Consider the following 21905-nt stretch of genomic DNA (forward strand, 5'->3'; position numbering starts at 1 on the left):
GAATCAATAGCCACCGCGCTCCGAATTGGCGACAGTGTCCGAACCTTTGTATGAGGCAGCGAGTTGCGACGCAGCCGCACTCAGGAGTCCGGTATCGGTCCCGACAGCAACGAAGGTCGCTCCCGCCTCGATGTACTCCTGAGCGAATTCTCGATCGGCGGCGAGCACGCCCGCGGCCTTGCCGCGTTGACGAACGATCTGGATACCTTTGCGGATAGCCTCACGCACTTCAGGCGCGCCCGGCTTGCCGAGCAATCCCATCGACGCGCTCAGATCCGCCGGCCCGAAAAACACCCCATCCACGCCGTCGACGTCGGCAATAGACCGAAGGTTGGCCAAGCCTTTGACCGTCTCCACTTGCACCAGCACGCATAGCTCGTTCGCGGCGGTGTTCAGATAGCCAGGCACGCGATTCCACCGCGAGGCGCGCGCAAGCGCGCTGCCGACGCCGCGCACGCCTTCCGGCGGATAACGTGTCGCCGCGACGGCTTCGCGCGCATCCTCCGCGGTATCGATCATCGGCAGCAGCAAGGTCTGCACGCCAATGTCGAGCAACTGCTTGATGATTGCCGTATCGCTTTTGACTGGGCGCACGACGGGATGCGACGCATAGGCGGACATGGCCTGCAACTGCGCCAAGGTACTGCGCACGTCGTTCGGCGCATGCTCGTTGTCGATGAGGAGCCAGTCGAAGCCCGCGGTGGCCAACACTTCCGTGACGTAAGCGTCGGCGAGCGCCGCCCATAAACCGAATTGCGGCTCGCCTTTAGCGAGGTCGCGTTTGAAACGGTTCTCGATCGGATTCATTGGATGAGTCAAACGAAATTGAGTGCGATGCCGCCCAAGGGGCCGTAATCGACATGGAATGTATCGCCCGCGCGAGCAGAAATCGGCGCAGTGAACGAGCCGCTCAGTATCACGTCGTTCGCGTTCAATGCTTCGTCATAGGGGGCGATCTTGTTGGCGAGCCACGCGACACCCGTCGCAGGGTGATTGAGCACCGCGGCCGCAAGCCCGCTCTCTTCCACCGCGCCGTTCTTGTACAGCAGTGCGCCGACCCAACGCAAATCGACATCCATCGGCCGCACAGGGCGCCCACCCATCACGATTGCGGCATTTGCCGCAAAATCCGAAATCGTATCGAACACCTTGCGTGGCGCCTTCGTTTCCCGATCGAACTGCTCGATGCGCGCGTCGATGATCTCGACTGCCGGCGTCACGTAGGCCGTCGCATCGAGGACGTCGAACAGCGTCACCCCCGGCCCTTTCAACGGCTTGCTGAGAATGAAGGCAAGTTCCACCTCTACGCGCGGCGCGATAAAGCGATTCACGGGGATGTCTTGCCCGCTCTCGATGAACATGCTGTCGAGCAGCGGCGCGTAGTCGGGCTCGGTGATCTGCGACGAGCGCTGCATGGCGCGCGAAGTCAGACCAATCTTGCGGCCCTTGATGACATGCCCCTCGGACAGCTTGATCTTGACCCATTCACGCTGGATCGCGTAACCATCCTCGATCGTCATCGACGGATAAGCGGCCGAAAAGTGGCGTAGCTGCGTTCGCGTTTTCTCGGCATGATCGAGTTTCGCCGCGAGTTCCCGGATCGTCGTCTGGTCTAGCATGATTAACGTTCCCGTCGTATTCAGCGCTTGAGACGCGCGTGCAGATTGTTGTGCTTCCAGGTGCCCGCTTCGCTGAATTCGCTGATCTCCAACGAAAGCGCGAGTCCCTGCTTGTCGAAGATTTCGGCGAAATGCTGCTTGATGATCTCGAACAATGCATCGCCCGTTGCTTGCTTGACCGGTTCGGACCGCCCGGCGCCGATCTTCAAGCTGCCATGCAGAAATGCGGCGTCCGGCGCGCCATCCGCAATGCAATAGGTTTCGCACCGCAACGCGCGAACGCGAATGCCGCCGAGCGGATAGACGGGCCGGTCGCCCTCCTTCTGTTCCTGCAGGCAGCGGGCGAGCTTGCGGCAAAGGCTGTCCATGCTGCCTTCGTCGGCCAGGCCCGCGCTATATTCAAGCGTTAGATGTGGCATCGATATCGCTCCTCGAACGATCTCAGGCAGGCAACGGCGTCACGGGCAGCACAGCGTTGATCTGCCCTGTGCCCGAACTACCGAAATACGGCGTGATGACCTCGGCCTTGCCTTCGTATCGATCCCACCCAAGCGCGCCGAGCAGCATGGCCGTGTCATGCATGCCACCCTCGCCCCAGCATTTTTCGTTGTACATCGGCAGCATCGCGCAGAACGTCTTCCAATCGCCTTTTTCCCAGAGCGCGACGACCGATCGGTCGACCTGCTCGAGAAACGGATCCCAGACCTTATGCATGAACTGCTCGGCCGTGCCGTTGTTCGCGAAGTGGTGGCTGAGCGAGCCGCTGGCGAGGATCGCAACCGTGCCGTCGTATCGCCCTTCGATGGCCTTGCGGACCGCGAGGCCGAAGCGCGCGCTCGTCTGCAAGTCGTGCCACATACACCATCCCGAGATCGATACGGTCTTGAAATGCTGATCCGAATTCATGTAGCGCATCGGAACCAGCGTTCCATACTCGAGGTCGAGCGACGTTTCGCTGTGTGCTCGCGTCTTGACGCCCATCTCGTTGGCAACGTCGGCGATCAATTTGCCGAGTTCGACATTGCCGGGATACGCGTACCGCATGTTGTTGATGAAATGCGGTAGCTCGTTGCTCGTATAGATGCCCTCGAACCGCGGCGCGCAATTGATGTGATATTCGCTGTTGACGAGCCAATGCACGTCGAATACGACGACCGTATCGACGCCCAGCTCGCGGCAGCGCCGGCCGATTTCATGGTGCCCGTCGATCGCGGCCTGACGACAGCCTTTATGGGGACCGTCGAGCTCCGACAAGTACAGCGACGGAACGTGGGTGATCTTGGCAGCCAGTGCGAGTTTGCCCATGGCGGTTTACCTGGTCAGTGGATCAGTGTTGAGTCTTGGAGAGGGGTCATGATGCTTTCCGCCCGTTCAAACGCCCCACCGCGGAATATGATGCGAACCGAGCGACACGCACACATTCTTAGGCTCGAGAAATACCTCGTAACTCCACGTTCCGCCTTCACGGCCCACGCCCGACGCCTTCGTGCCGCCGAAGGGCTGCCGTAAGTCACGCACATTCTGGCTGTTCACGAAGCACATGCCTGCCTCGACGGCAGCGGCCACGCGATGCGCGCGCCCGGCATTTTCGGTCCATACGTAGCTGGAGAGACCATAGGAAATGTCGTTGACAAGGCGGATCGCCTCGGCTTCGTCGTCGAAGGGGATCAGGCACGCGACAGGCCCGAAGATTTCCTCCTGCGCAATACGCATGCGATTGTCGACATCGACAAAAACCGTCGGCGTCACGAAGTTGCCGTTCTTCACCGCATCGGGCAACGATGGGGCATCGAGCCCCCCGCAAGCGAGCGTCGCCCCTTCCTTCGGCCCGAGTTCGATGTAGCTGCGCACCTTCGCCAAATGGCCCTGGCTGATCATCGGGCCTACGATCGTGCTCTCGCTGAGCGGATCGCCCACCGTCAGCCGCTTTGCGCGCTCGACGAACCGCTCGGCGAATTTCGCGTAGATCGACTTCTGCACGAGAATTCGCGAACCCGCGGTGCAACGCTCCCCGTTGTTCGAGAAGATCATGAAGACGGCGGCATCCAGTGCGCGCTCGAAATCCGCATCGTCGAAGATCACGAACGGCGACTTACCACCTAGCTCCATCGAGAACTTCTTGAGCCCGGCCGCCTGCACGATTCGATTGCCTGTCGCAGTCGATCCGGTAAACGAAACGGCTCGCACGTCGGGATGTGCAACGAGCGGCTCGCCCGCATCCTTGCCATAACCGTGCACAACGTTCAGTACGCCGGCGGGAATGCCCGCTTCGAGCGCAAGCTGTCCAAGCATCGACGCGGTCAACGGGGAAAGCTCGCTCATCTTCAGCACGGCCGTGTTGCCGAACGCGAGACAGGGTGCGATCTTCCATGTCGCCGTCATGAACGGCACATTCCACGGCGAGATCAGCGCGCATACGCCAACCGGATGAAACAGCGTGTAGTTCAGGTGCGAATCGGTCGGATAGGTGTGACCGTCCACGCGCGTGCACATCTCGGCGAAGTACGTAAAGTTGTCGGCCGCGCGCGGGACAAGCTGTTTTCGCGTTTGCGAAATCGTCTGCCCGGTATCGCGCGTCTCCGTTTCCGAAAGCTCGGGCACGTTCTTAGTGATCAATTCGCCAAGCTTACGAATGAGCTTTGCGCGCTCGGTCGCGGGCTTCGCGGCCCACGCCGGGAAAGCGTCCTTCGCGGCGCTAACGGCCGCGTCGACGTCCTGCGCCGTGCCGCTCGCGACCTCGGCCAACACCTCCTGCGTGGCGGGGTTGACGGTTTCGAAGTAGTCGCGTGCCGGCGTGGATTTGCCGTTGATCAGATGTTCGATTCGCATATGCATTCCATGGGTAAACGGGCGCTTGATCGATCAATTGCGGTTGAAGTCCGCATCGGAAGCGATGACATTGACGAGACGGCCGAGCCCGTCGATTTCGCAGGCGACTTCATCACCGGCGTTCACATTGACGACGCCGTCCGGCGTGCCGGTCAGAATGATGTCGCCCGGCGCGAGGGTCATGAAGCCGCTCAAGTACTCGATCAATGCGGGAACATCGGTCACGAGGTCACGCGTGCTGCCCTTCTGTTGCAGCGTGCCGTTCACATAGGTACGCAATTCCAGTTGCTTTACATCGGCAACGTCGGCCGCGTCGACGAACCATGGGCCCAGCACGGTCCCCCCATCGCGGTTCTTCACGCGCAGATTGGGACGGTAGTAGTTCTCCAAGTAATCTCGGATCGCATAGTCGTTGGCGATCATGTAGCCGGCAACATAGCCCATTGCCACATCACGCTTCGCTTCCTTGCACGGCCTACCGATCACGACGGCAAGCTCGCACTCGTAATGCATGAACGTGACACCGGACGGGCGACGCGTCGCGCCGCGATGGCCGATGACCGAGCCCGGTCCCTTCAAGAAGACGAGCGGCTCCTCCTGCTTCGAGAATTGCAGCTCCTTCGCATGTTCCGCGTAATTCAGCCCGAGCGCGAAGATCGTACCCGGCTCGATCGGCGCGAGCCATACGACTTCGTCCTCTCGGCAGATTCGGCCATCCGCAAGCGCTACGCCCCGCTCGTGGGGATAGGCTTCATGAATCGCTCCCGCATAGGCAACACGGCCTCGCATCATCGCGCGCCTCCTTGTGCAATCGTCGAAAAACTCAGCGGCGGCCAATCGCCGATGGCAATCCGCACGTTGTCGCCCGCACGAGCGATCGGTGCGCCGTGCGGCACCCCTAATGTCAGCACGTCTCCCGCGGAAAGTGTCATGAAGTCGGTCACATCCGCGATCAGTTGTGCAACCTTGCGTATCGTCGTTCCTGTGCTCGCACGGAACGTCCCCTTTCCCTCTATATCGATCGCAATGGGCAACGCATCGGGATCGGCAACATGGCGGCGCGCCACGACCGTCGGTCCGATCACGCAGAACCCGTCACGTGCACGAAAGCGGACCGAAGGCCGGTAGACGCTCTGGTGCGGAACGCAGAGGTCCGCGACGATCGTATAGCCTGCGACGAACTCGAGCGCCCGATCCGACGTCACCCGCGAAGCCGTGCGGCCAATCACGACACCGAGCGAGCCACCGGCCTCAATGCCCGCGTCGTCATCGGGCACGGCAACCTGCGCACGATGCCCAGCGAGCGTATTGCGCGGCTTGACATAGAGAATCGGGGCCTTCGGCGGCGCCTTGTAAGGCGCGGCGTGAACCGCGTCGCCCATCGCCTCCAACGCCGCGGCATCGTTCAGCAGCGTGCCATAGACGGTTCCGGACACGGGCGGACGACACGCCGCGCCATCCGCGAGCAGTTCTCGCGCCTCGCGCACGTCGACGTCACGCGCGAACGGTTCCCACTGCAGATGCAGCAGGTGATCGGCGGGTGCATACATCGGCCTTGCCTCCTACATTCACTCACATGTTAGTATTATTTCGCTTGCTATGATCTGTCGTCAAGGACGCACATGCTGATTGAGGGTTTCCCCCAATCGCCTCAATCGGAAGATTGTTTTTTTCACATCTATGAAGGCCAACACGAAACAGGCGGTGTCGCGCCGCAATCTGCCGATGCTGCTGCTCCGGGCACGGGAGAAAATGATGGAGCGTTTCCGCCCTCTCATTACCGCGCATGGACTAACGGAACAGCAATGGCGCGTGATCCGGGCGCTTCACGAACACGGGCCGATGGAGCCCCGCCAGATCTCGGACCTATGTACGATTTCCAGCCCCAGCATGGCAGGCGTGCTGGCACGGATGGAAGCATTGGAATTCATCACCAAAGAAAGATTTCCCGACGATCAGCGCCGGGTGCTCGTGTCGCTGACACCGACGAGCACCGAACTCGTCGCCACATTGAGCGGTGACCTCGAAGCACGATACGCGGAACTCGAATCTCAAGTCGGGCAGGGTGTCGTAGACCAAGTTTATAAGGCGGTCGATGCACTTCTTGCCGGGCTTGAAGGGAACTCCGTATAGCAGGTCTGTCCGTTATATCGAGGCCACGCCGGCACCCCGCCGCCGGCGTCGTGGGCGGCAAGTGCGAAATCAGCGAGTTGACGCTGTAGGGCGCGGGATCCGAGAAGCGATACAGGTAGGGCTCCCGCGAATATTTCCACGGAGCAAGGCCGATAGCGCGACGTGCATACGTTCTCATGGGTGGCGCAGCCGTCAACTTCTGTGGCATAGTTGTCACCGTTATATCTCCGCGATATCGGGAGAGCCTGTGCCCGCCGCCCGGCAGCCACAGCGCCGAAGGAGCAACCGCCCCGGAAACTCTCAGGCAGAAGGACCGATATCTCGTTTGCACTCTGAAGAACCGCGGCGCATACGTCCGCCGGCGGTACCGAAGGAGCAAGCCGCGCGCTGTTACCGTGCGCGGCGAATCTCTCAGGTCGAGGACAGAGGGGGCGTCCGCTTTGCACATGGTGTGCATCGGGCTGCCATTCCCCTTGACGTCCTGGAAGACCTTCTCATGAGATCCATCGCAGTAATCGGCGGCGGTATTACCGGCGTTACAACGGCCTATGCGTTGGCCAAACGTGGTTTCTCGGTCACGCTCTTCGAGCGGCACCGCTATGCGGCCATGGAAACATCGTTCGCGAATGGCGGACAGCTTTCAGCATCGAATGCCGAAGTTTGGACGCACTGGTCCACGCTGATAAAAGGCATGAAGTGGATGCTGCGCAATGATGCCCCGCTGCTCGTGAGCCCTAGCCCGACATGGCACAAGCTAAGCTGGTTCGCGGAATTCATTGCGTCGATTCCGCACTATCGGCGCAACACGGTGGAGACGACGCGGCTTGCCATCGCGGCACGCCAGCACCTTTTTGCCTGGGCGAATGCCGAGGGTATCGACTTCGACCTCAAGCGCCGCGGCATCCTTCACATCTATCGCGACAAGGCGGGCTTCGATCATGCGGGGCGCGTATCGGCGCTGCTTGCCGAAGGCGGCCTCGAACGTCATGCCGTGACGCCGGCAGAAATGCGCGCGATCGAACCGACATTGGCCGGCCGGTACTACGGCGGGTACTACACGGAGAGCGATGCGACCGGCGATATTCACAAGTTCACCTCGGGGTTGGCCGCGGCATTGCCGCGACTAGGCGTAAAAACGCTCTACAACCAAGACGTAAAGTCGGTATCGACAAACGGGCGCTCGGTGACGATCACCGCGAATGAGGATGGGCAGCGCTCGACGCAGGAGTTCGACGGCATCGTCGTATGTGCCGGAGTGGCCAGCCGACACTTCGCAAGCCAGCTTGGTGACCGTGTGAACATCTATCCGGTAAAGGGCTATTCGATCACCGTCAATCTGCTTGATGAGGAAAGTCAGGCATCCGCGCCGACGGTTAGCCTGCTCGATGATGAAACCAAGCTAGTGACGAGTCGTCTGGGCATCGACCGATTCCGAGTAGCCGGCACGGCGGAGTTCAATGGCATCGATCGCGATATCCGGGCCGATCGCATTCGGCCGTTGGTCGACTGGGTCCGCCAATGCTTCCCCGGTGTCAGTACACGCAGCGTCGTGCCGTGGGCAGGTTTGCGCCCTATGATGCCGAACATGATGCCGCGCGTCGGACGCGGACACGCGGCCAACGTTTTCTATAACACCGGACATGGACACTTGGGTTGGACACTGTCGGCGGTGACTGCCGATATGATCGCGGCCATTGTCAGGCAGTCGGTGGAAAGCTCGAGCGCGATGGAAGGCGCGCTCGTAACCAAGTAACGTCTGTCGACCGCGCGTCGGTCAAGCCCTGATAGGGAATTGACCGGCGCGCAGCTTGAACGGCTCGACCGTGCATGCCAAGCTGTGCGCCTGCTCACCGAGCGTCAACGACGCGGCGCTTAGCGCGAAGATGCTAGTGCCGTGAGAAAGGCAGATTTAGTAAACGTGCTTGGCCACGAAGTAAGTGGCAGCGACCAGCGCGGTACCGAAGCCGCATACGAACGTGACGAGCTTCCAGGTCTGGGCGTTCATTTCCTGATGAAGCGCCGCCCTCACGTTCAGCAAATCAGCCTTGGTCGCAACGGAATCCAGACGCGTTTCGATCCGCGCGAGTCTATCGCGCGTTTCGATGTTGGCGGCCTCGAGCACAGAGATTCTGGCTTCCATGCCGCCATCATCGCCGCCACCCTTGTTGTCAAACGGCGGACGCGGTAGCTCGGCGTCGGCACCTCTCAGTCGGTGGCGAATATCTGGAATCGCCATCATTTCAGTCATGGGTATGCTGCAAACCATTGAGTGATCTCCTGCGGTAGCGGTAGACAATGATCGGCCGATACTAGCGTTGGAATGCCGTCTTCCGGCCATGCCCGTTTTTTTTCAGACGAAGTCCGACGTTTCCTTCTTCCCATCCAATGGACTTCCGTTGGTCTTATTTTTCGTGGCGAGCGAATCAGCCGTGCGACCCACCGCGACGCTAGAGATCCAGACACTCGGAACATGCAGCAGTTCATGCTCGGCTTGCTAGACATATGCCCTCTCGCCGCCGACATCCAAGTCGGCCCGTTCAGGTACTGCACCACACATCAGGTCTTCCCGAGGCGACCAGGCGCCGGCTGGATGCTCTATCTTCCGACGGTAATCTCAAGCAAGGAGTTACCCGAGGCGGCGGAACTCGTGCCTGTCATGGCGGACGATAGACAGAAAGGAACCATCATCGTCAGCGTCTTCGATCGCGTTTTCTCTGTTGAGAATCCGGATCACGTGAAGATCGCCAACGCGATCGAAATCCGGTTGGCAGACCAAGACCTTTTACCTCGGTAGCGGAGGCGAGCATGTTGATGGAGTTCAACGCGTCGAAGTATGTGGCGGGTAACAGCGTGCGGTCCACCCCCTCCGCGGAGGCCGCTTGAAAGAGCACGTCGACCTTCAATCGATCTCGATCTGCGCGCCGATCTCACGCATCTTCGCGAGCACTCGCTTGAGCTCATCATCCGACAACACGAGCCGCGCCGCGCCGAAGAAAAGCATCTGCGGGCTCATCTCGCGCGGGGTGACGCCTCCGGTGTATTTGCGCCACTGCTGGCCGCCGGCGACGGCAAAAAGCTCGGCCATCTGCTCGCCGGTGTGGCCGAGTTCGTTCTTGAGGCGCTGGAAGTCTTCGGCTGTGGGGGCCGTATATTTCATATAAGAAAGCCGCCAAGTGGCGGCCCTTGGAACTACTCGAAGAAAAATTTCGTTATCGTCATAACCGCTAGGATCAAACCGCTGGCCCACACGAAGGGCATCCATCGCGACTCCAAATTCAGCTTCGCAGTCTCGGCCATCAACTTGGCGATTTCCGCTTCCGTTTTGACGATGTCCAAGGTTTTGTCCATTTCGATCTTCCTTGCGGGTGCGGGCTGCGCAGAGTGCGCTACCTCTGGGAGGCAGATTAGCACCAAAGGGGCTAACTTCAAAGGACTTTTTCGCGTAGTCGCGCGTCGCACAGCGGCGTCGTGCCCAACACCCTGCTTGAAACACGCCCGACGCACCCGCTGGCGCACGCACTGCTACAACGACGGCCGCCCCTCACCGCTGCGTCGACATCAGCCTAACGATCTCACGAAGAAGATAGTTCGCAGCCGGTCCGAGTCGCCTGCCGACCCGTGTCGTGACGTAGCGATCGAAAGTGCGGGCGATGGGATGATCGATCGGCACGGCCTTGACCTGCCCCGCCGTAATGCGTTCCTGCGCTGCTCGGCGTGTCATGAACGCCACCGCCAGGTTCTGCGCCGCCAACGCCGACGCAGTCGAGAACAGATCGCACCGGAACGCCGGCACATACGTGAGTGCGAGATCGGCAAGGATCGCGTCGATGTACGTCTGCAGTCCAAAGTCCGGCGGCATGAACACCAGACGCTCGTCGCGCAACTCTTCCATCGACACGGATTTGCGCCCCGACATTCGATGATCGACGGAGACGATCGCGCACAGCGGCTCGCTCTGGAATAGCCTCGAATTCAGCGTGGGATCGTTCGCGGCACCGATGGATACGCCGATGTCGACCTCGTCCTCGCGTACCATCGAGAGCAGTTCGGGCAAGCGGCCAGTGCGCAACTCCACCACGATATTCGGATATTTGTCGTGGAATTGCTTGAGGACCACGGAGACCAGGTTGGTCACGATGCCTTCCCCAACGGCAAGCGTGACCTGACCTCGGCGCAGACTGCGGTACTCGTCCAGTTGAGCGCGAAATCGCCGCGCCTGCCGGTCCCGCTCTCGGAAATACTCGACTGCCATCTGACCGGCTTCGGTCAGCTCCATCTTGCGGCCCCGCCGTGACACGAGCGACAACCGCAACTCGCGCTCCGCATGGGAAACCTGACGGCTGATCGTAGAGACGTTGACGCCAAGACCCACCGCCGCCTGTCGCATACCACCATACGTCGAGATGGCGACGAGATATTGAAGTACGCGCTCCGACAACTCTCGCTCGACCGGTTTCATCGCGAATCTTCCATCGTTGCCTTTGATGCAACATTTTCGTCATTCAGGTAGCAACTTTCCATCGGGAAATTCGCCGATACTGCGCCCCATACTGGATACGGCCGGCGGACGACCTAAGCCAGACAGCGTGGAGACAAACCGTGAACACGGTGTGAGGAGCGGACATGAATGACCAGAAGTTGGCAGCGGCAAAAGCCGAGCCAGGCTCGATCGGAGAGCACCGATCGACACCAGCGAGCACCACGAGAGACTCGATCAATCCGTATGTCCTGCTCTTTTTCATGCTGATCGCGGCGGCCGTGGCAACGTGGTTGGCGCCGGCCGGCGAGTTCACTCGCACCATCGCGAACGGCGTCAGCTTTGTCGTCCCCAACAGCCTGAAAGGGATGCCGCAGCGCGGCGTGTTGCCGGGCTTCGTGTTCGTCGCCCTCGCTCGGGGCATGATCAAATCAGCGCCGATCATCTTTCTCATCCTGTTCACGGGCGGAGCGCTCGCGGTCATCGAGGCAACCGGCGCAATCCGGTGCACACTGAACGCGATCGTCAAGCGCGACCTTTCCAGCAGAATCACCACGATCGTCATCGTCTGCGCGGTATTCTCGTTTCTCGGCACGCTTGGCGTGGTGAACAACTCCGTCGTCGCCTTCGTTCCCATCGGGCTGCTGCTTGCCGAATCGATGGGGCTGTCACGGGAGATCGGCGCAGGCGTGATCTATCTGGGCACGTATTCCGGCTTCAACACGGCAATCCTCAATCCGGTGACGACCGGCCTCTCGCAGCGTCTGGCGGGCCTTCCGATGTTCTCGGGGATGTCATTTCGGATCGCGGTATATCTCGTCTTCGCGCTCGCGACAGCGGTGTTCCTTGCCATCCGAACGCGGGCATACCGCGTGTCCGGCGAAGCACAGATCGGCCGACATCGGATTGACGAGGCAGCGCCGTCCTCGTCCGAGCGGCTTAGCGTTCGTCACCTGCTGGTCGTCGGCATCCTGCTTGTTTGCTTGTCGGTTTTCGTCTATGGAGCGTCGTCGAGTCATTGGGCCGAGACGGAAATGATCGCAACGTTTCTGGTTGTTGCAGTCGCTTCCGGCATCGTCGGAGGGATTGCACCCAGCAAGCTGGCGGATACGTTCTTGTCGGGCTGCGCGCGGTTGATTCACGGCGCGCTGATCGTGGGCGCAGCACAGGCCGTTTCGATCGTCCTTAGCAGCGGCAAGATCATCGACCCCGTCATCAATGCGCTCGCCGGAATGCTCGCCCCGCTCAGCCCGACGTTCGCTGCGATCGGCATGTTTGTCAGCGCCGCATTGATGCACGTCGGGATTTCATCGGGATCCGGCGAGTCCGCCGTACTGGTCCCCATCTTCGCACCACTCGGCGACGCATTGCACCTGACCCGGCAAGTCTCGGTCCAAGCTGTTTTGCTCGGCGAAGGCTTCGTCAATTGCTTTAACCCGACCTCCGGCGTCTTGATGGCCGTTCTCGCAACCGCCGGTATCCCCTACTCGCGCTGGGTGCGCTTCGTGGCGCCGCTTTTGCTCGTGTGGTTCGTGATCTGCGTCGTCGCCATTGCGATCGGAGTTGCGATCCACTGGGGCCCCTTTTAACCGATCTTTCTTGCATCTTTTCTCATGCTGCCATGCTACTTCCCGATCTGAGTTCCATCGCCGACATCGCGCCGCTCGAAAGCGATCTTCGCCAGTTGCGCTATGCGCTGCACTGCTGTCCCGAGCTTGCATTCGAAGAGACCCAGACCGCGGCGATGGTGGCAAGCCGGTTAAGGGAGTATGGCTACGTCGTCGAAACGGGCATCGCCGGGACAGGCGTGGTCGGAACGTTGCGGCTCGGCAGCGGTGCGCGTCGCATCGGCATTCGTGCAGACATGGATGGGCTGCCGATCGACGAACTCAACACATTCGACCACAAGAGCCGGTTTTCCGGAAGGATGCACGCATGCGGTCATGACGGCCATACCGCCATGCTGCTCGGCGCGGCTCGCCATCTTGCGGAACGACGGCGCTTCGACGGCACATTGCATCTGATTTTCCAGCCTGCCGAGGAAAAGGGCTTCGACAGCGGTGCGAAGCGAATGGTCGAACAAGGGCTATTCACGCGCTTCCCGTGCGATGCGGTGTTCGCGATGCATAACCACCCTGGCCGCCCCGCGGGTACTTTCATGTTTCGCAAGGGCCCATTCCTCGCCGCAGGCGACCGGGTATTCATCAGGATCATCGGAAAGGGCGGACATGCAGCCCGCCCGCACTTGACCTGCGATCCGATCGTGGCGGCAAGCAGCATCGTGATGGCATTGCAGACCGTTGTCTCCCGCAACGTCGATCCTGCCAAGCCCGCGGTCGTCACGATCGGCAAAATCGCGGGCGGCACCGCACCCAACATCATCCCCGGCGAAGTCGAATTGAGCATCAGCGTGCGCTCCTTCGATGAAGACGTTCGGCGCCTGCTGAAAGAGCGGATCACGAAACTTGTTCATGCGCAGGCAGACAGCTTTGGCGTGACCGCGCACATCGACTACGCGGAGGGCTATCCGGTCGTGACGAACGCGGCCGCGGAAACCGATCTTGCGATACAGGTCGCGAAGGAACTGGTGGGCGACGCGAATGTCACCGAAAACATGGAGCAATTGATGGGCAGCGAGGACTTCGCTTACATGCTGCAGGCTTGCCCCGGCACATTCTTGCGAATCGGCAATGGTCCGCATGAAGGCGGACGGTCGCTCCATAGCGCAACGTATGACTTCAATGACGAGAACCTGATCGTCGGCGCTGCGTTCTGGGCGAGGCTGGTGGAGCGGTATCTGCAGGAATACCGCGCGCGCGGGTCAATGCACTCATAGAGCAGGCGCGGTCACTTGCGCTACACGTCGTAAACACGGGAAGGCACACTTAGCGGCGAACTCAGCGAAAGTGCCGCATAAACCTTTTCCTGAAGGCACTGACGGTCAGTCGGCATTCCGAGACTCCAGCGCAACCGGTACCCGCACATTGTCACGGCCGGCGTGAGCCACGCCGCCGGCAAGACCGCCGATGCGACATAGAAAATCTGGCGCCCGACGGCGCCGTCGGCGTCGAATGCACGCCACGCTACGCCGAAGATCAACCAGACTATCACTACCACGGCGCCGAACTGCATCAGCAGGCTCCGTTGCTGGCGCAATGATAGTCGTGGTAAGCCCTTGCGGTCCGGGCGCCACTGCGACATCGAGTGGCTGACATAGACATCACCATCCTCCAGATTGCGAATCGCGTAGACAGGAATCTCCTCCTGTTTGCCGTCGACCGGACTTTGTACAGCGAGTTCGACACGGTCGCCCTCCGCTAGGAATGCATTTCGGCTGCCGAGAAACGTTGCCGCATAGAAAACGCAATGGCGCCCACCCGTAGTAAAACGGAAAATCCGTGTACGATTGCCTTCCGTGTTCTGTGACGTATCCATGCGCAATTGATGCAGTTGCCCGGTCAAAACCTCGACTTCCGGTACTCCGTCATCCGTATGCATGACTACCCTCCCTGTAACGGGGACTCGTTCCCGAGGGCCTGTCGCTGCTGCGTCATCAGTCGCTCCAACTGCAATGACGACGCTCTTTGGCGAAGAACGACCACGGCACCCACGAGATGGAATGAAAATATGCAGAGCATCAGGCTCGCGACGATGAGCGCGGCTATCGATGCGACGATCCAGCCAGCAGGGGCACCGGCATGAATCGTCTTGAACATCGTTGTGATCGCAACCAGCGCTGCCACCGAACCCGCGCCCGACCAAACCCGTAGCGGCCGTAATACATCACGAATCCGGTCGTGCCAGGAATGCGACATAATTTCGCGACGAGGGCTTAGCAACCAATAGAACTGCGCGCCTCGGTCCCGCGCGAGCACCATTTCGACCGCCACCTCTTCACCTGTTTTCATTGCTTCGCTCAACGCATCGAAGCTCCCGGGAAGCTCGTCGAGTCGCACCTGCACTGTCGTACCGGCGATTCGGAACCGTGCAAGATGGTCTTTCGCAGGGACACCCCTGCGCAGATTCTCAACGTGCCCCGTCAACACTGTAACTTTTGGCGGGAATGCGATAGCGTGCGTTTGTTTCATCATAAACCTGCCGACAACATGTCTGATCGAATCAACTGGCGCGTGTTTCTCACCCTCACGTTCTGGAAACTACTCGGCGGGATTCTAACGGCCGGGCTCCAAATCGCCGTGCCCCTTATGCTGGCCGTCCTCCTTCCTCCCTGGGCCTCACCGCTGTATTGGCTGCTCTCTCTGATATCCCAGAGAATCGAATTTTCCCGGCGTGGCAAGATCACCTTCACGGATATGTGGATGTTCGCCGCCAACCTGTCGATCGCGATTGCAGCCGCGCGCGTCCTGCCCGATAGCGGGTTTCGCTGGCCAGGTGTGGCCGCTGCCTTGATTGCAGCCTTCGCGTTGAATGAATGGCTCAGAAAGACGCTGGGCATGCCCCGCTCACAGAAGAAGTCCTCCGAAGAACCTAACGATAAAAATGCCGTGAATAACGAGAGCAAGTACGACTTCCCTTTGGAGGCGCTACCTATGCTCAAACGGTCATACAACACGCCCGCCCTGCAACCTGGGGATCGATTCACCCTTGGCGGGCACATACGCGTCAAGGTTATCGATGTCGTCGAGGAGCGCTTCGGCCCACCGAGGGACATCGATTACCTGATCGACAATCGGATCCTGCTACCCGGCTGTTCCGCCTCGTCCCGGTTGCTGGTGTCTCCGGAGGGACGCTATATCGTATCGGTCATCAGGTACGGCGATGGAACGATGATTTTCGACCGGCGCGAAAACATGCTCTACAAGATACGTACAGACGCATTCTGGGCGCTGTACTCCATGGATGACCAATCGCTCACCGGCATCGGCCGGAAAGTGAACGTCCCGCCGCAGCGAGCCCGAATCGAGGACATGATCGCAGTCGCCGACCGCGATCCGCTGGTCTCGGTGGATAGGTTCCAGGTTCCGCGTTCCCACCTGGAGCATACGCTCAAGTGGGGGCCGGACATTAGAAGCACACTTGCACCGCATGCCGAGGAGAAAGACGCCCGCGACGAGACGACATGAAGTACCGCCCTTATACACCCGATACCTACCGGGCTTGTTCCACCGGTTCATCGCAGTCGTGTACGTCACTTATCCAGTGACCACCAAGCCAGCCCACGTGATCAACGAAACAGGTCGCAATGCGACCGGGGCCGTGACCGGGGTTGGGTACGCGTTCGATGCCGCTATTGTCCTCATTGGCAAACATGAGTCCCGTTCCGATATAGGTCCGACGGGGACTGGTCTTGCCGCCGGTCACCCCTTTCCATTCGTAAGTACTCGCCACGACGCTTCGCGGATGACTGGAGCGTTCGGCAACGCGATTTATCATCGCCGTATCAAGACCGAGCATGGACATCGAAAACACGCCGATCCCGACGGCAAGAAACAGAACCGCGCGGGGCCAGTAGTAGAATCTGCCGGGTAGTATCAGTCGCATGAGCAGTAGTGATCAGGGTAGCGTGACGGCGAACGACGGCGAACGGCGCGCAGATCGCGGCCTAATCGGTAGCCCTTCAGCGTCGGAATTGAATTCAGCCATGCTCTCCTGCCGGCATCGAACGTTTAGCCTCTTGCTGCAGCCGCTTCGACGCATCGAACCATTGACGTACGTTACCCGCCGTCTGAAGCAGTCTGGAAACCTGATCCGCGGCCGGCGCGGCGATGGAGCAGTTGGATGCGGGCTGTTGCGGGGCAGTAGAACACGTGCTGTTCCACGCTCGATCCGTAACGCTGGTACCCATGTTCACGACATTAACAATTGAATCATCGAAAGCAATCACGTTTCCAGCGTCGTCCACCGCTAACTGACGGTACCAGCCCTGGCATTGACCGTCGCGAGGATCGGAATTGTGCTCCGCGTAACGGATGAGCTTCCCGTCGGCCCAGAGGATCTGATATTCGAGATCTGAAACAGGGCATGTCTCGTCCTTTCTTCGTTCAGCGCTCACATCCACTTTCTCCAGCCAGTGCCCGTCTACCCACCCACCCCGGATTTCCGCGTGATAAACCTCTTTCATGCCATTCAGCTCGGGAGGATACGGCGCCCGTAGCGTCTGCAACACGGGGAATGGCGTAGCCGCTTGATCTCCATAACCCGCAAAGCGGTTTCGCGGGTAGAAAAGATAGGGCGGATCCCAGCGGTTGCTGGCCAGCTCATTGGGTAATCCATCATTCGGCGCGAACTCGCCGGCATCATTCAAAGCCAGCGTGCCTCCCAGCGCCCGATAGGGCGAGGACAGCCAGACCGGCATGATGCGTCGAGCCTCTTTCGAGTCGACCGCGGACAAGCCAAATTCGCCGGCCTGTTCGCCGCGCGGCGCATCTGACAATTCGTCAAACGGCAAAACGATCTTCAATGCCCGCAGAGGGAATTTCCGCTCCGGTGAACGCAACGGGATGGAAAACGACACGTCTCCTTTATTCGCATCGATGTGCGCGGGATGCGTCACCACAACTTCTTCCGTGGGCTCTACGCACGGCATCGCCAGGAGACCGCATTTGCCGAAATGTGCGTTGATTCCGGGTATCTGCACCTTGGGCCAGTAAGTGGCCTCAACGTGCGTCTTGGGTGATCGAAGCAGCTGTGCTCGCTGCTCTGCTGTGATATCACCGCTCAGTTGATCCAGCGAAAGGTCAAGCGTGAGTTCCGCTTTTGTCGGCTGGGTACACCCGATCATGGCGCATCCAACAAGTACCATCCACCAGTTGCGCAGCCTGTTTGAATTCATTCGATCGGTTCCGGCTAATTGGGTGAATCAGGGAGGCGCGGCTATGCACCGTTGTCTCCCTCGACTTTCGAGATCGTGGTTTCGGTCCCGACGGCGGTGCGGGTTCCGTCGATCGAATACGTCTGGTCGCCGTTCTCGGGCACGCCAGGTTGGTGAATCTCTGGCGCACCGGGCTTGTGAAGCCTGATCTGAGCGTAGAGCCCATCTTTGGAGTCGTATGCGCCGAACGAATCCGTCACTTGCCCGACATAGCATTGATGCCCAGCCCAGACCGGTACGTTCGCGACGACCTCAACAACGTATTGCGCCGGGCCCATGGCGTAATACTCCTGCCGATCGTCACCCTTCACCGTATCGGGGATCGGACATAGCGGCTTCGTTTCGTTCCCGGTGTCATTCGTGGGCTCGCTGCCGACCTTGTCCAGCGCCTGCATGATGCCCGAACGCATCGCCGGATCGAGCGCCTCGTCCGTACCGCTGTCGTCGCTCTTCTGAGTCTTGGGCACGGAAAGCTGATAGCGATATCGAACCGTCAGTTTGGGCGCCTGCCCCACGATCGACAACGGCCTCAGCAGATAAACGTTGTCCTCTCCGTAATAGCTGACACGATATGCAGCGTACACGCGCCCACGCAACTGGATCCAGTCGCCGGACTGGTTGGCGCCGCGGCCGTTGATCGAGTAGAGGTACGACTGGGCCGGATCGCCGTCCGCGGCTGTAGATATCTCAGACGCCGGCACGTCCCCTGGAGTCTGCAATGACGTGTAGGGGCCAACGAATTTGCCGCCTTGTCGACGCAACACGCTCGTGTACGTGAAGTCCCCGGTGCCACCCATGTAGGAGTCGATGACAAGCTCGCGCTGCGCATCCCCGTCCATCTTCATCAATGTGTAAGAGGCGTGCCCTTCATCGCCGCCCCCTTCGATATTCGAAGCCCGCAACGCACGCCATTCGTCCGCTGTCACCCCCGACGGCCGCTTGGTCGGGAAATGCGCGATGTCCTCCGGACCGTCTCCGTCCTTCACGTTCGAGAACGTCGTCATTCCCGTCTTGATCCGCAAGCGATCGATGACCTTCTCGAGCGGAAACACCGGATCGGTCTTGCGCATCGTATCCACCCGTTCCCGCAGATCTTCCAGCGCCTGCCGGTCGACATCGTCGGGCTGATAGGCAACCCGATCATGGAATTGCGATTGCAGCGCCGCAATGCGCTGGTCGTACGCCGACATCAGGCAATCGACATCGGCACCGCAGTGATCACGGGCCTGCAACCACTGCATTTGAGCCTGCCGGATCGCGTCATGCTTGCCAGGCGATGCTGCCTGCAATCTGCGATAGTCCGCGGACATGCGGATATCCCGATCGAGAAGATCCCGATTCGCGCAGATCGCCGTATCGGGCAAGTGCTGAGCGCGAGCGCAATTTAGTCCCGCCGGAAACGCGTTGGTCGCGGCCGCGATCAAAAACGTACCGAGCAAAAGCACACCAAGCGACCCATTTGAGCGACCAGTTTTCATTTTTCTGATTTTCCGTTCTGATGTGAGCACCACGAGAAGTGCCAAATAACAACAAGAAAATCGATTGATTCGAGCGCCCACCCGTCTATCTTCCACATTCCGTTGCGAACCACTACCGGACTATTTACTTTTATCCGGCCCCGACAACCGGCGCCCGGCAGCTTAAGGGCAACGGGATGCGCTTTTCTTCGCTTTTTCCCATCTCATAGGCGACAGAAATGGTGCCTAAGACATATGGAAAAATCAAGCCAAAATCAAGGTGTCTCGACGTATAGGAGACGATACGGAACAGAGCGCTGCTATACTGTCGCGCGGCACGACAATATAGCAGCGCTGAAGGAAGTTGTCCCTAACACCCTCGAAAAGTGCACTCCCAAACATTTCGCAAATGTATGGACATCTGGCCAAATGGACAATTGCTGAAAAAGGGTGTGCTCGCCATCCTGACGCTTCTGTTCACGTCCTGCGCGGTAACCGGTCGTACAGAAAACGTCGACGTGACGGTAAACGTTACGCACATCGGTGGTGACCTGACGCCAGTTCAATTGGGCGAGATGTTGCGCTCGCCCAAAGTGCGTGTGCGCGCCTCATACTATCCGTCGAGCAATATTCCAGGCGTTACGGCTCACTGGAGCCGTTGCGGGTTTCTCATGCTGCCGTGCCTGGAACCGGAAGAGCAGACTGTTGAACTCCCTGGCGATCAGATCACACGTACGCCGACACAGGTGTCGTTCTCAATCCCCCCTCAAGCGGGTAACGCGAGTTATCAGCTTCAATTCATCGAGATCGACCTGCCTGCGCCGTATCAACTGGACAACCCAGGGCAAATCTACAGCGTCGTATTCGACCTCTCAATCAACTGTCACGGCTGCCTGGCCAAACCTCGACGATTTCTCCAACAAGATCGCGCAGGCACGTTCGAACTTGGCGGTCGCCTTGACGTCACCGGCGCAACCTTTGGCATCGGCAGCGCGGTGCCGTGAACTTCCGCGGCAGAGGGACACCCCGCGACGTCCCATCCATGGAGCGGTTCGACGGCTACGCTACGGCGCAGCTGTCCGGTCCGCCCACGCCACGTATGGCGCCATCGTTTTCGAGTTTCGTGGATCTTTTTAACATGCCACGGCTCAGGTATCGTGCATCGATGGCGACGTTTGCCGTTTGTTGAACAAATGATGAGGAGATCGGTGTGACGATCCGAAAGCTGGTGCGTCCTAGGGAGCAACGTTGAGCATTGAATCAGCGCTTCCGCCTGAAGGCGGCTGGCATCGACGCGTGCTGATGCTGGCGATTCCGATCGTTCTAGCGAATCTCACCCAACCCATCCTCGGCGCCGTCGATACGGCGGTTGCAGGCCATTTGGGCAGCGCCGCCGACCTAGGCGGTGTCGCCCTCGGTGGTCTCTTCTTCAATTTCGTGTTCTGGGGTTTCGGCTTCTTGCGCATGGGAACGACAGGACTTGTCGCCCAAGCGTTTGGCGCTCGTAACATGGACGCGTTGCGCGCCGATGTCGTACGCGCACTACTGCTGGCAGTTGCGATCGGCAGCGTGATTCTCGTCGTACAAGCGCCATTGATTCGGCATGTGATCCAGCTCATCGGCGGCAGTGATGCCGTGCAAGACAATGCACGTGTCTATTGCCATGCGCGCATTCTTTCCGCGCCGTTCGCTCTCGGGAACTACGTCGTGCTCGGCTACCTCCTCGGTGCGCAACGCCCGCGCATCGCGCTGCTCACTCAGGTGTTGATCAATGCCGTCAACGCAGTGGCTGTCGTCACCTACGTCTATGCGTTTGGCTGGGGTCTCGCGGGAATCGGCGCGGCAACCGCCACCGCCGATGCTATCGGCTTTGCATTCGGCATGGCGGTGCTTTGGCATGTGCGACCGCGCGGGCTTCCTCCGCTGGCATGGCGCACGGTGTCGGACACCATGGCGCTGAAGAAGCTCGTGGGGATGAACCGCGACATTTTTTTGCGCACGGGCAGGTACGTGGATCATTAGCGCGCTGACCGATCAACCGGCCGTGCGCGCCGCCGCACATACGTTCTTGCCCTGGGTGGCGATCTTGCCGCTCGCTTCGGTGGGAGGATTTTTACTGGACGGCGTATTCATAGGCGCCACGCGGACACGCGAACTCATGCAGACCATGGCAATCTCCTGGGCGGTTTTTCTCTGCGCCTCCTGGGTGCTCGTCGATATTTGGGGGAATCATGGTCTCTGGCTCGCGCTGCTCATTTTCATGGGAGCACGTGGTTTAGCATTGCTAGCTTTTTTGCCGCGGATTACTGCCGCTATTCGCCCCGCTTCGGTACGACAAGCGATGTGATTCTTCAGCGAGCTACATCTGGGAGACCAGGCCGCGGCGACGGGACCCTTAGTCGTCGCCGCTCGAATGCCAGATCCGGCGTCATCTCGATTAGCAGCGCCGACGGCACCGCTCGGCTTCCGCCCAGCGCGCTATGCACTGCAGCTTCGGCATCCGCCGCCTCGCGGATGAGTTCCAGGGCCGGTCGCCCCGGCTCCCCAATGCCGAACAG

General features: G+C 59.9%; 22 protein-coding genes, 1 pseudogene and 1 riboswitch. Of the genes and pseudogenes, 8 read left to right on the forward strand and 15 right to left on the reverse strand.

Features of this window, described 5'->3' with window-relative positions; translation table 11 throughout:
* Nucleotides 1-3 precede the first annotated feature (3 nt).
* From hpaI to DWV00_RS11560, 7 genes are all read right to left on the reverse strand, one after another.
* The gene (gene hpaI, locus DWV00_RS11530; protein ID WP_115533700.1) at nucleotides 4-807 is read right to left on the reverse strand and encodes a 4-hydroxy-2-oxoheptanedioate aldolase; all 804 of its coding nucleotides are present in this window, start codon (nucleotides 805-807) and stop codon (nucleotides 4-6) included.
* Nucleotides 808-815: 8 nt separating this feature from the next.
* Nucleotides 816-1619 carry a 2-oxo-hept-4-ene-1,7-dioate hydratase gene (gene hpaH / locus DWV00_RS11535; RefSeq protein WP_115533701.1) on the reverse strand — a complete coding sequence of 268 codons (804 nt, stop codon included), beginning with the start codon at nucleotides 1617-1619 and terminating at the stop codon, nucleotides 816-818.
* Between the two features lie 20 nt (nucleotides 1620-1639).
* The gene (locus DWV00_RS11540) at nucleotides 1640-2038 is read right to left on the reverse strand and encodes a 5-carboxymethyl-2-hydroxymuconate Delta-isomerase (protein WP_115533702.1); all 399 of its coding nucleotides are present in this window, start codon (nucleotides 2036-2038) and stop codon (nucleotides 1640-1642) included.
* A gap of 22 nt (nucleotides 2039-2060) precedes the next feature.
* Nucleotides 2061-2924, reverse strand: a complete 864-nt coding sequence (gene hpaD / locus DWV00_RS11545) for a 3,4-dihydroxyphenylacetate 2,3-dioxygenase (RefSeq protein WP_115533703.1) — start codon at nucleotides 2922-2924, stop codon at nucleotides 2061-2063.
* 66 nt (nucleotides 2925-2990) lie between these two features.
* On the reverse strand, nucleotides 2991-4448 hold the full coding sequence (hpaE, locus tag DWV00_RS11550; protein WP_115533895.1) for a 5-carboxymethyl-2-hydroxymuconate semialdehyde dehydrogenase: 1458 nt from the start codon (nucleotides 4446-4448) through the stop codon (nucleotides 2991-2993).
* Between the two features lie 33 nt (nucleotides 4449-4481).
* On the reverse strand, nucleotides 4482-5240 hold the full coding sequence (locus DWV00_RS11555; protein WP_115533704.1) for a fumarylacetoacetate hydrolase family protein: 759 nt from the start codon (nucleotides 5238-5240) through the stop codon (nucleotides 4482-4484).
* The gene (locus tag DWV00_RS11560; protein ID WP_115533705.1) at nucleotides 5237-5998 is read right to left on the reverse strand and encodes a fumarylacetoacetate hydrolase family protein; all 762 of its coding nucleotides are present in this window, start codon (nucleotides 5996-5998) and stop codon (nucleotides 5237-5239) included. The genes DWV00_RS11555 and DWV00_RS11560 overlap by 4 nt, the downstream gene beginning before the upstream one ends.
* Before the next feature lie 175 nt (nucleotides 5999-6173).
* Between DWV00_RS11560 and hpaR the strand changes: the two genes are divergently transcribed.
* Together hpaR and DWV00_RS11570 are read left to right on the forward strand one after the other, a co-directional pair.
* Nucleotides 6174-6581, forward strand: a complete 408-nt coding sequence (hpaR, locus tag DWV00_RS11565) for a homoprotocatechuate degradation operon regulator HpaR (protein ID WP_115533896.1) — start codon at nucleotides 6174-6176, stop codon at nucleotides 6579-6581.
* A 226-nt stretch (nucleotides 6582-6807) separates the two neighbouring features.
* Nucleotides 6808-6907: riboswitch (glycine riboswitch) on the forward strand.
* Between the two features lie 170 nt (nucleotides 6908-7077).
* A complete protein-coding gene (locus tag DWV00_RS11570; protein ID WP_115533706.1) occupies nucleotides 7078-8334 on the forward strand; it encodes a D-amino acid dehydrogenase in 1257 nt (418 codons plus the stop codon).
* A gap of 156 nt (nucleotides 8335-8490) precedes the next feature.
* Here DWV00_RS11570 and DWV00_RS11575 read toward each other — a convergent pair whose 3' ends face one another.
* The gene (locus DWV00_RS11575) at nucleotides 8491-8829 is read right to left on the reverse strand and encodes a hypothetical protein (protein WP_147297877.1); all 339 of its coding nucleotides are present in this window, start codon (nucleotides 8827-8829) and stop codon (nucleotides 8491-8493) included.
* A 222-nt stretch (nucleotides 8830-9051) separates the two neighbouring features.
* Here DWV00_RS11575 and DWV00_RS11580 point away from each other — a divergent pair, with 222 nt between their 5' ends.
* Nucleotides 9052-9375, forward strand: coding sequence for an Imm52 family immunity protein (locus DWV00_RS11580; RefSeq protein ID WP_245964830.1), 324 nt, complete (start codon nucleotides 9052-9054; stop codon nucleotides 9373-9375).
* A gap of 105 nt (nucleotides 9376-9480) precedes the next feature.
* On the opposite strand, the gene DWV00_RS11585 is transcribed toward DWV00_RS11580, so the two are convergent.
* Both DWV00_RS11585 and DWV00_RS11590 read right to left on the reverse strand, forming a co-directional pair.
* Entirely contained in the window at nucleotides 9481-9843 is a 363-nt protein-coding gene (locus DWV00_RS11585) for an XRE family transcriptional regulator (RefSeq protein WP_342766971.1), read from the reverse strand.
* Nucleotides 9844-10122: 279 nt separating this feature from the next.
* A complete protein-coding gene (locus DWV00_RS11590; protein WP_115533710.1) occupies nucleotides 10123-11040 on the reverse strand; it encodes a LysR family transcriptional regulator in 918 nt (305 codons plus the stop codon).
* Nucleotides 11041-11204: 164 nt separating this feature from the next.
* On the opposite strand from DWV00_RS11590, the gene DWV00_RS11595 reads away from it, so the two are divergent.
* Together DWV00_RS11595 and DWV00_RS11600 are read left to right on the forward strand one after the other, a co-directional pair.
* The gene (locus DWV00_RS11595; RefSeq protein ID WP_115533711.1) at nucleotides 11205-12647 is read left to right on the forward strand and encodes a YfcC family protein; all 1443 of its coding nucleotides are present in this window, start codon (nucleotides 11205-11207) and stop codon (nucleotides 12645-12647) included.
* Between the two features lie 32 nt (nucleotides 12648-12679).
* Nucleotides 12680-13894, forward strand: a complete 1215-nt coding sequence (locus DWV00_RS11600) for a M20 aminoacylase family protein (RefSeq protein ID WP_115533712.1) — start codon at nucleotides 12680-12682, stop codon at nucleotides 13892-13894.
* 20 nt (nucleotides 13895-13914) lie between these two features.
* On the opposite strand, the gene DWV00_RS11605 is transcribed toward DWV00_RS11600, so the two are convergent.
* Both DWV00_RS11605 and DWV00_RS11610 read right to left on the reverse strand, forming a co-directional pair.
* Entirely contained in the window at nucleotides 13915-14556 is a 642-nt protein-coding gene (locus DWV00_RS11605; RefSeq protein WP_115533713.1) for a hypothetical protein, read from the reverse strand.
* A gap of 2 nt (nucleotides 14557-14558) precedes the next feature.
* Complete coding sequence (locus DWV00_RS11610; RefSeq protein WP_115533714.1) at nucleotides 14559-15149, reverse strand: hypothetical protein; 591 nt, start codon at nucleotides 15147-15149, stop codon at nucleotides 14559-14561.
* A 15-nt stretch (nucleotides 15150-15164) separates the two neighbouring features.
* On the opposite strand from DWV00_RS11610, the gene DWV00_RS11615 reads away from it, so the two are divergent.
* Entirely contained in the window at nucleotides 15165-16142 is a 978-nt protein-coding gene (locus DWV00_RS11615; RefSeq protein ID WP_147297878.1) for a hypothetical protein, read from the forward strand.
* A gap of 25 nt (nucleotides 16143-16167) precedes the next feature.
* On the opposite strand, the gene DWV00_RS11620 is transcribed toward DWV00_RS11615, so the two are convergent.
* The 3 genes from DWV00_RS11620 to DWV00_RS11630 form a co-directional block, all read right to left on the reverse strand.
* Nucleotides 16168-16479: a hypothetical protein gene (locus tag DWV00_RS11620; protein WP_147297879.1), complete on the reverse strand. Its 312-nt coding sequence runs from the start codon at nucleotides 16477-16479 to the stop codon at nucleotides 16168-16170.
* Nucleotides 16480-16654: 175 nt separating this feature from the next.
* Entirely contained in the window at nucleotides 16655-17851 is a 1197-nt protein-coding gene (locus DWV00_RS11625) for a hypothetical protein (protein ID WP_147297880.1), read from the reverse strand.
* A gap of 41 nt (nucleotides 17852-17892) precedes the next feature.
* The gene (locus DWV00_RS11630; RefSeq protein ID WP_245964831.1) at nucleotides 17893-19200 is read right to left on the reverse strand and encodes a lysozyme inhibitor LprI family protein; all 1308 of its coding nucleotides are present in this window, start codon (nucleotides 19198-19200) and stop codon (nucleotides 17893-17895) included.
* 560 nt (nucleotides 19201-19760) lie between these two features.
* Between DWV00_RS11630 and DWV00_RS11635 the strand changes: the two genes are divergently transcribed.
* The gene (locus tag DWV00_RS11635) at nucleotides 19761-20351 is read left to right on the forward strand and encodes a hypothetical protein (protein ID WP_115533718.1); all 591 of its coding nucleotides are present in this window, start codon (nucleotides 19761-19763) and stop codon (nucleotides 20349-20351) included.
* Nucleotides 20352-20649: 298 nt separating this feature from the next.
* Nucleotides 20650-21694, forward strand: a pseudogene (locus tag DWV00_RS11640) (MATE family efflux transporter).
* Nucleotides 21695-21905: the final 211 nt, after the last annotated feature.

The sequence above is a fragment of the Trinickia dinghuensis genome (genome assembly GCF_003367175.1).
Lineage (GTDB): Bacteria > Pseudomonadota > Gammaproteobacteria > Burkholderiales > Burkholderiaceae > Trinickia > Trinickia dinghuensis.

Coding starts and splice junctions, on each gene's coding strand:
- DWV00_RS11540 (WP_115533702.1), bottom strand. CDS start 2,038: ATGCCACATCTAACGCTTGAATATAGCGCGGGCCTGGCCGACGAAGGC.
- DWV00_RS11590 (WP_115533710.1), bottom strand. CDS start 11,040: ATGAAACCGGTCGAGCGAGAGTTGTCGGAGCGCGTACTTCAATATCTC.
- DWV00_RS11595 (WP_115533711.1), top strand. CDS start 11,205: ATGAATGACCAGAAGTTGGCAGCGGCAAAAGCCGAGCCAGGCTCGATC.
- DWV00_RS11625 (WP_147297880.1), bottom strand. CDS start 17,851: ATGAATTCAAACAGGCTGCGCAACTGGTGGATGGTACTTGTTGGATGC.
- DWV00_RS11610 (WP_115533714.1), bottom strand. CDS start 15,149: ATGATGAAACAAACGCACGCTATCGCATTCCCGCCAAAAGTTACAGTG.
- DWV00_RS11575 (WP_147297877.1), bottom strand. CDS start 8,829: ATGACTGAAATGATGGCGATTCCAGATATTCGCCACCGACTGAGAGGT.
- DWV00_RS11585 (WP_342766971.1), bottom strand. CDS start 9,843: ATGGATGCCCTTCGTGTGGGCCAGCGGTTTGATCCTAGCGGTTATGAC.
- DWV00_RS11570 (WP_115533706.1), top strand. CDS start 7,078: ATGAGATCCATCGCAGTAATCGGCGGCGGTATTACCGGCGTTACAACG.
- hpaH (WP_115533701.1), bottom strand. CDS start 1,619: ATGCTAGACCAGACGACGATCCGGGAACTCGCGGCGAAACTCGATCAT.
- hpaI (WP_115533700.1), bottom strand. CDS start 807: ATGAATCCGATCGAGAACCGTTTCAAACGCGACCTCGCTAAAGGCGAG.
- DWV00_RS11615 (WP_147297878.1), top strand. CDS start 15,165: ATGTCTGATCGAATCAACTGGCGCGTGTTTCTCACCCTCACGTTCTGG.
- DWV00_RS11635 (WP_115533718.1), top strand. CDS start 19,761: ATGGACATCTGGCCAAATGGACAATTGCTGAAAAAGGGTGTGCTCGCC.
- DWV00_RS11560 (WP_115533705.1), bottom strand. CDS start 5,998: ATGTATGCACCCGCCGATCACCTGCTGCATCTGCAGTGGGAACCGTTC.
- DWV00_RS11580 (WP_245964830.1), top strand. CDS start 9,052: ATGCAGCAGTTCATGCTCGGCTTGCTAGACATATGCCCTCTCGCCGCC.
- hpaE (WP_115533895.1), bottom strand. CDS start 4,448: ATGCGAATCGAACATCTGATCAACGGCAAATCCACGCCGGCACGCGAC.
- hpaD (WP_115533703.1), bottom strand. CDS start 2,924: ATGGGCAAACTCGCACTGGCTGCCAAGATCACCCACGTTCCGTCGCTG.
- DWV00_RS11630 (WP_245964831.1), bottom strand. CDS start 19,200: ATGTCCGCGGACTATCGCAGATTGCAGGCAGCATCGCCTGGCAAGCAT.
- DWV00_RS11600 (WP_115533712.1), top strand. CDS start 12,680: ATGCTACTTCCCGATCTGAGTTCCATCGCCGACATCGCGCCGCTCGAA.
- DWV00_RS11555 (WP_115533704.1), bottom strand. CDS start 5,240: ATGATGCGAGGCCGTGTTGCCTATGCGGGAGCGATTCATGAAGCCTAT.
- hpaR (WP_115533896.1), top strand. CDS start 6,174: ATGCTGCTGCTCCGGGCACGGGAGAAAATGATGGAGCGTTTCCGCCCT.
- DWV00_RS11605 (WP_115533713.1), bottom strand. CDS start 14,556: ATGCATACGGATGACGGAGTACCGGAAGTCGAGGTTTTGACCGGGCAA.
- DWV00_RS11620 (WP_147297879.1), bottom strand. CDS start 16,479: ATGTCCATGCTCGGTCTTGATACGGCGATGATAAATCGCGTTGCCGAA.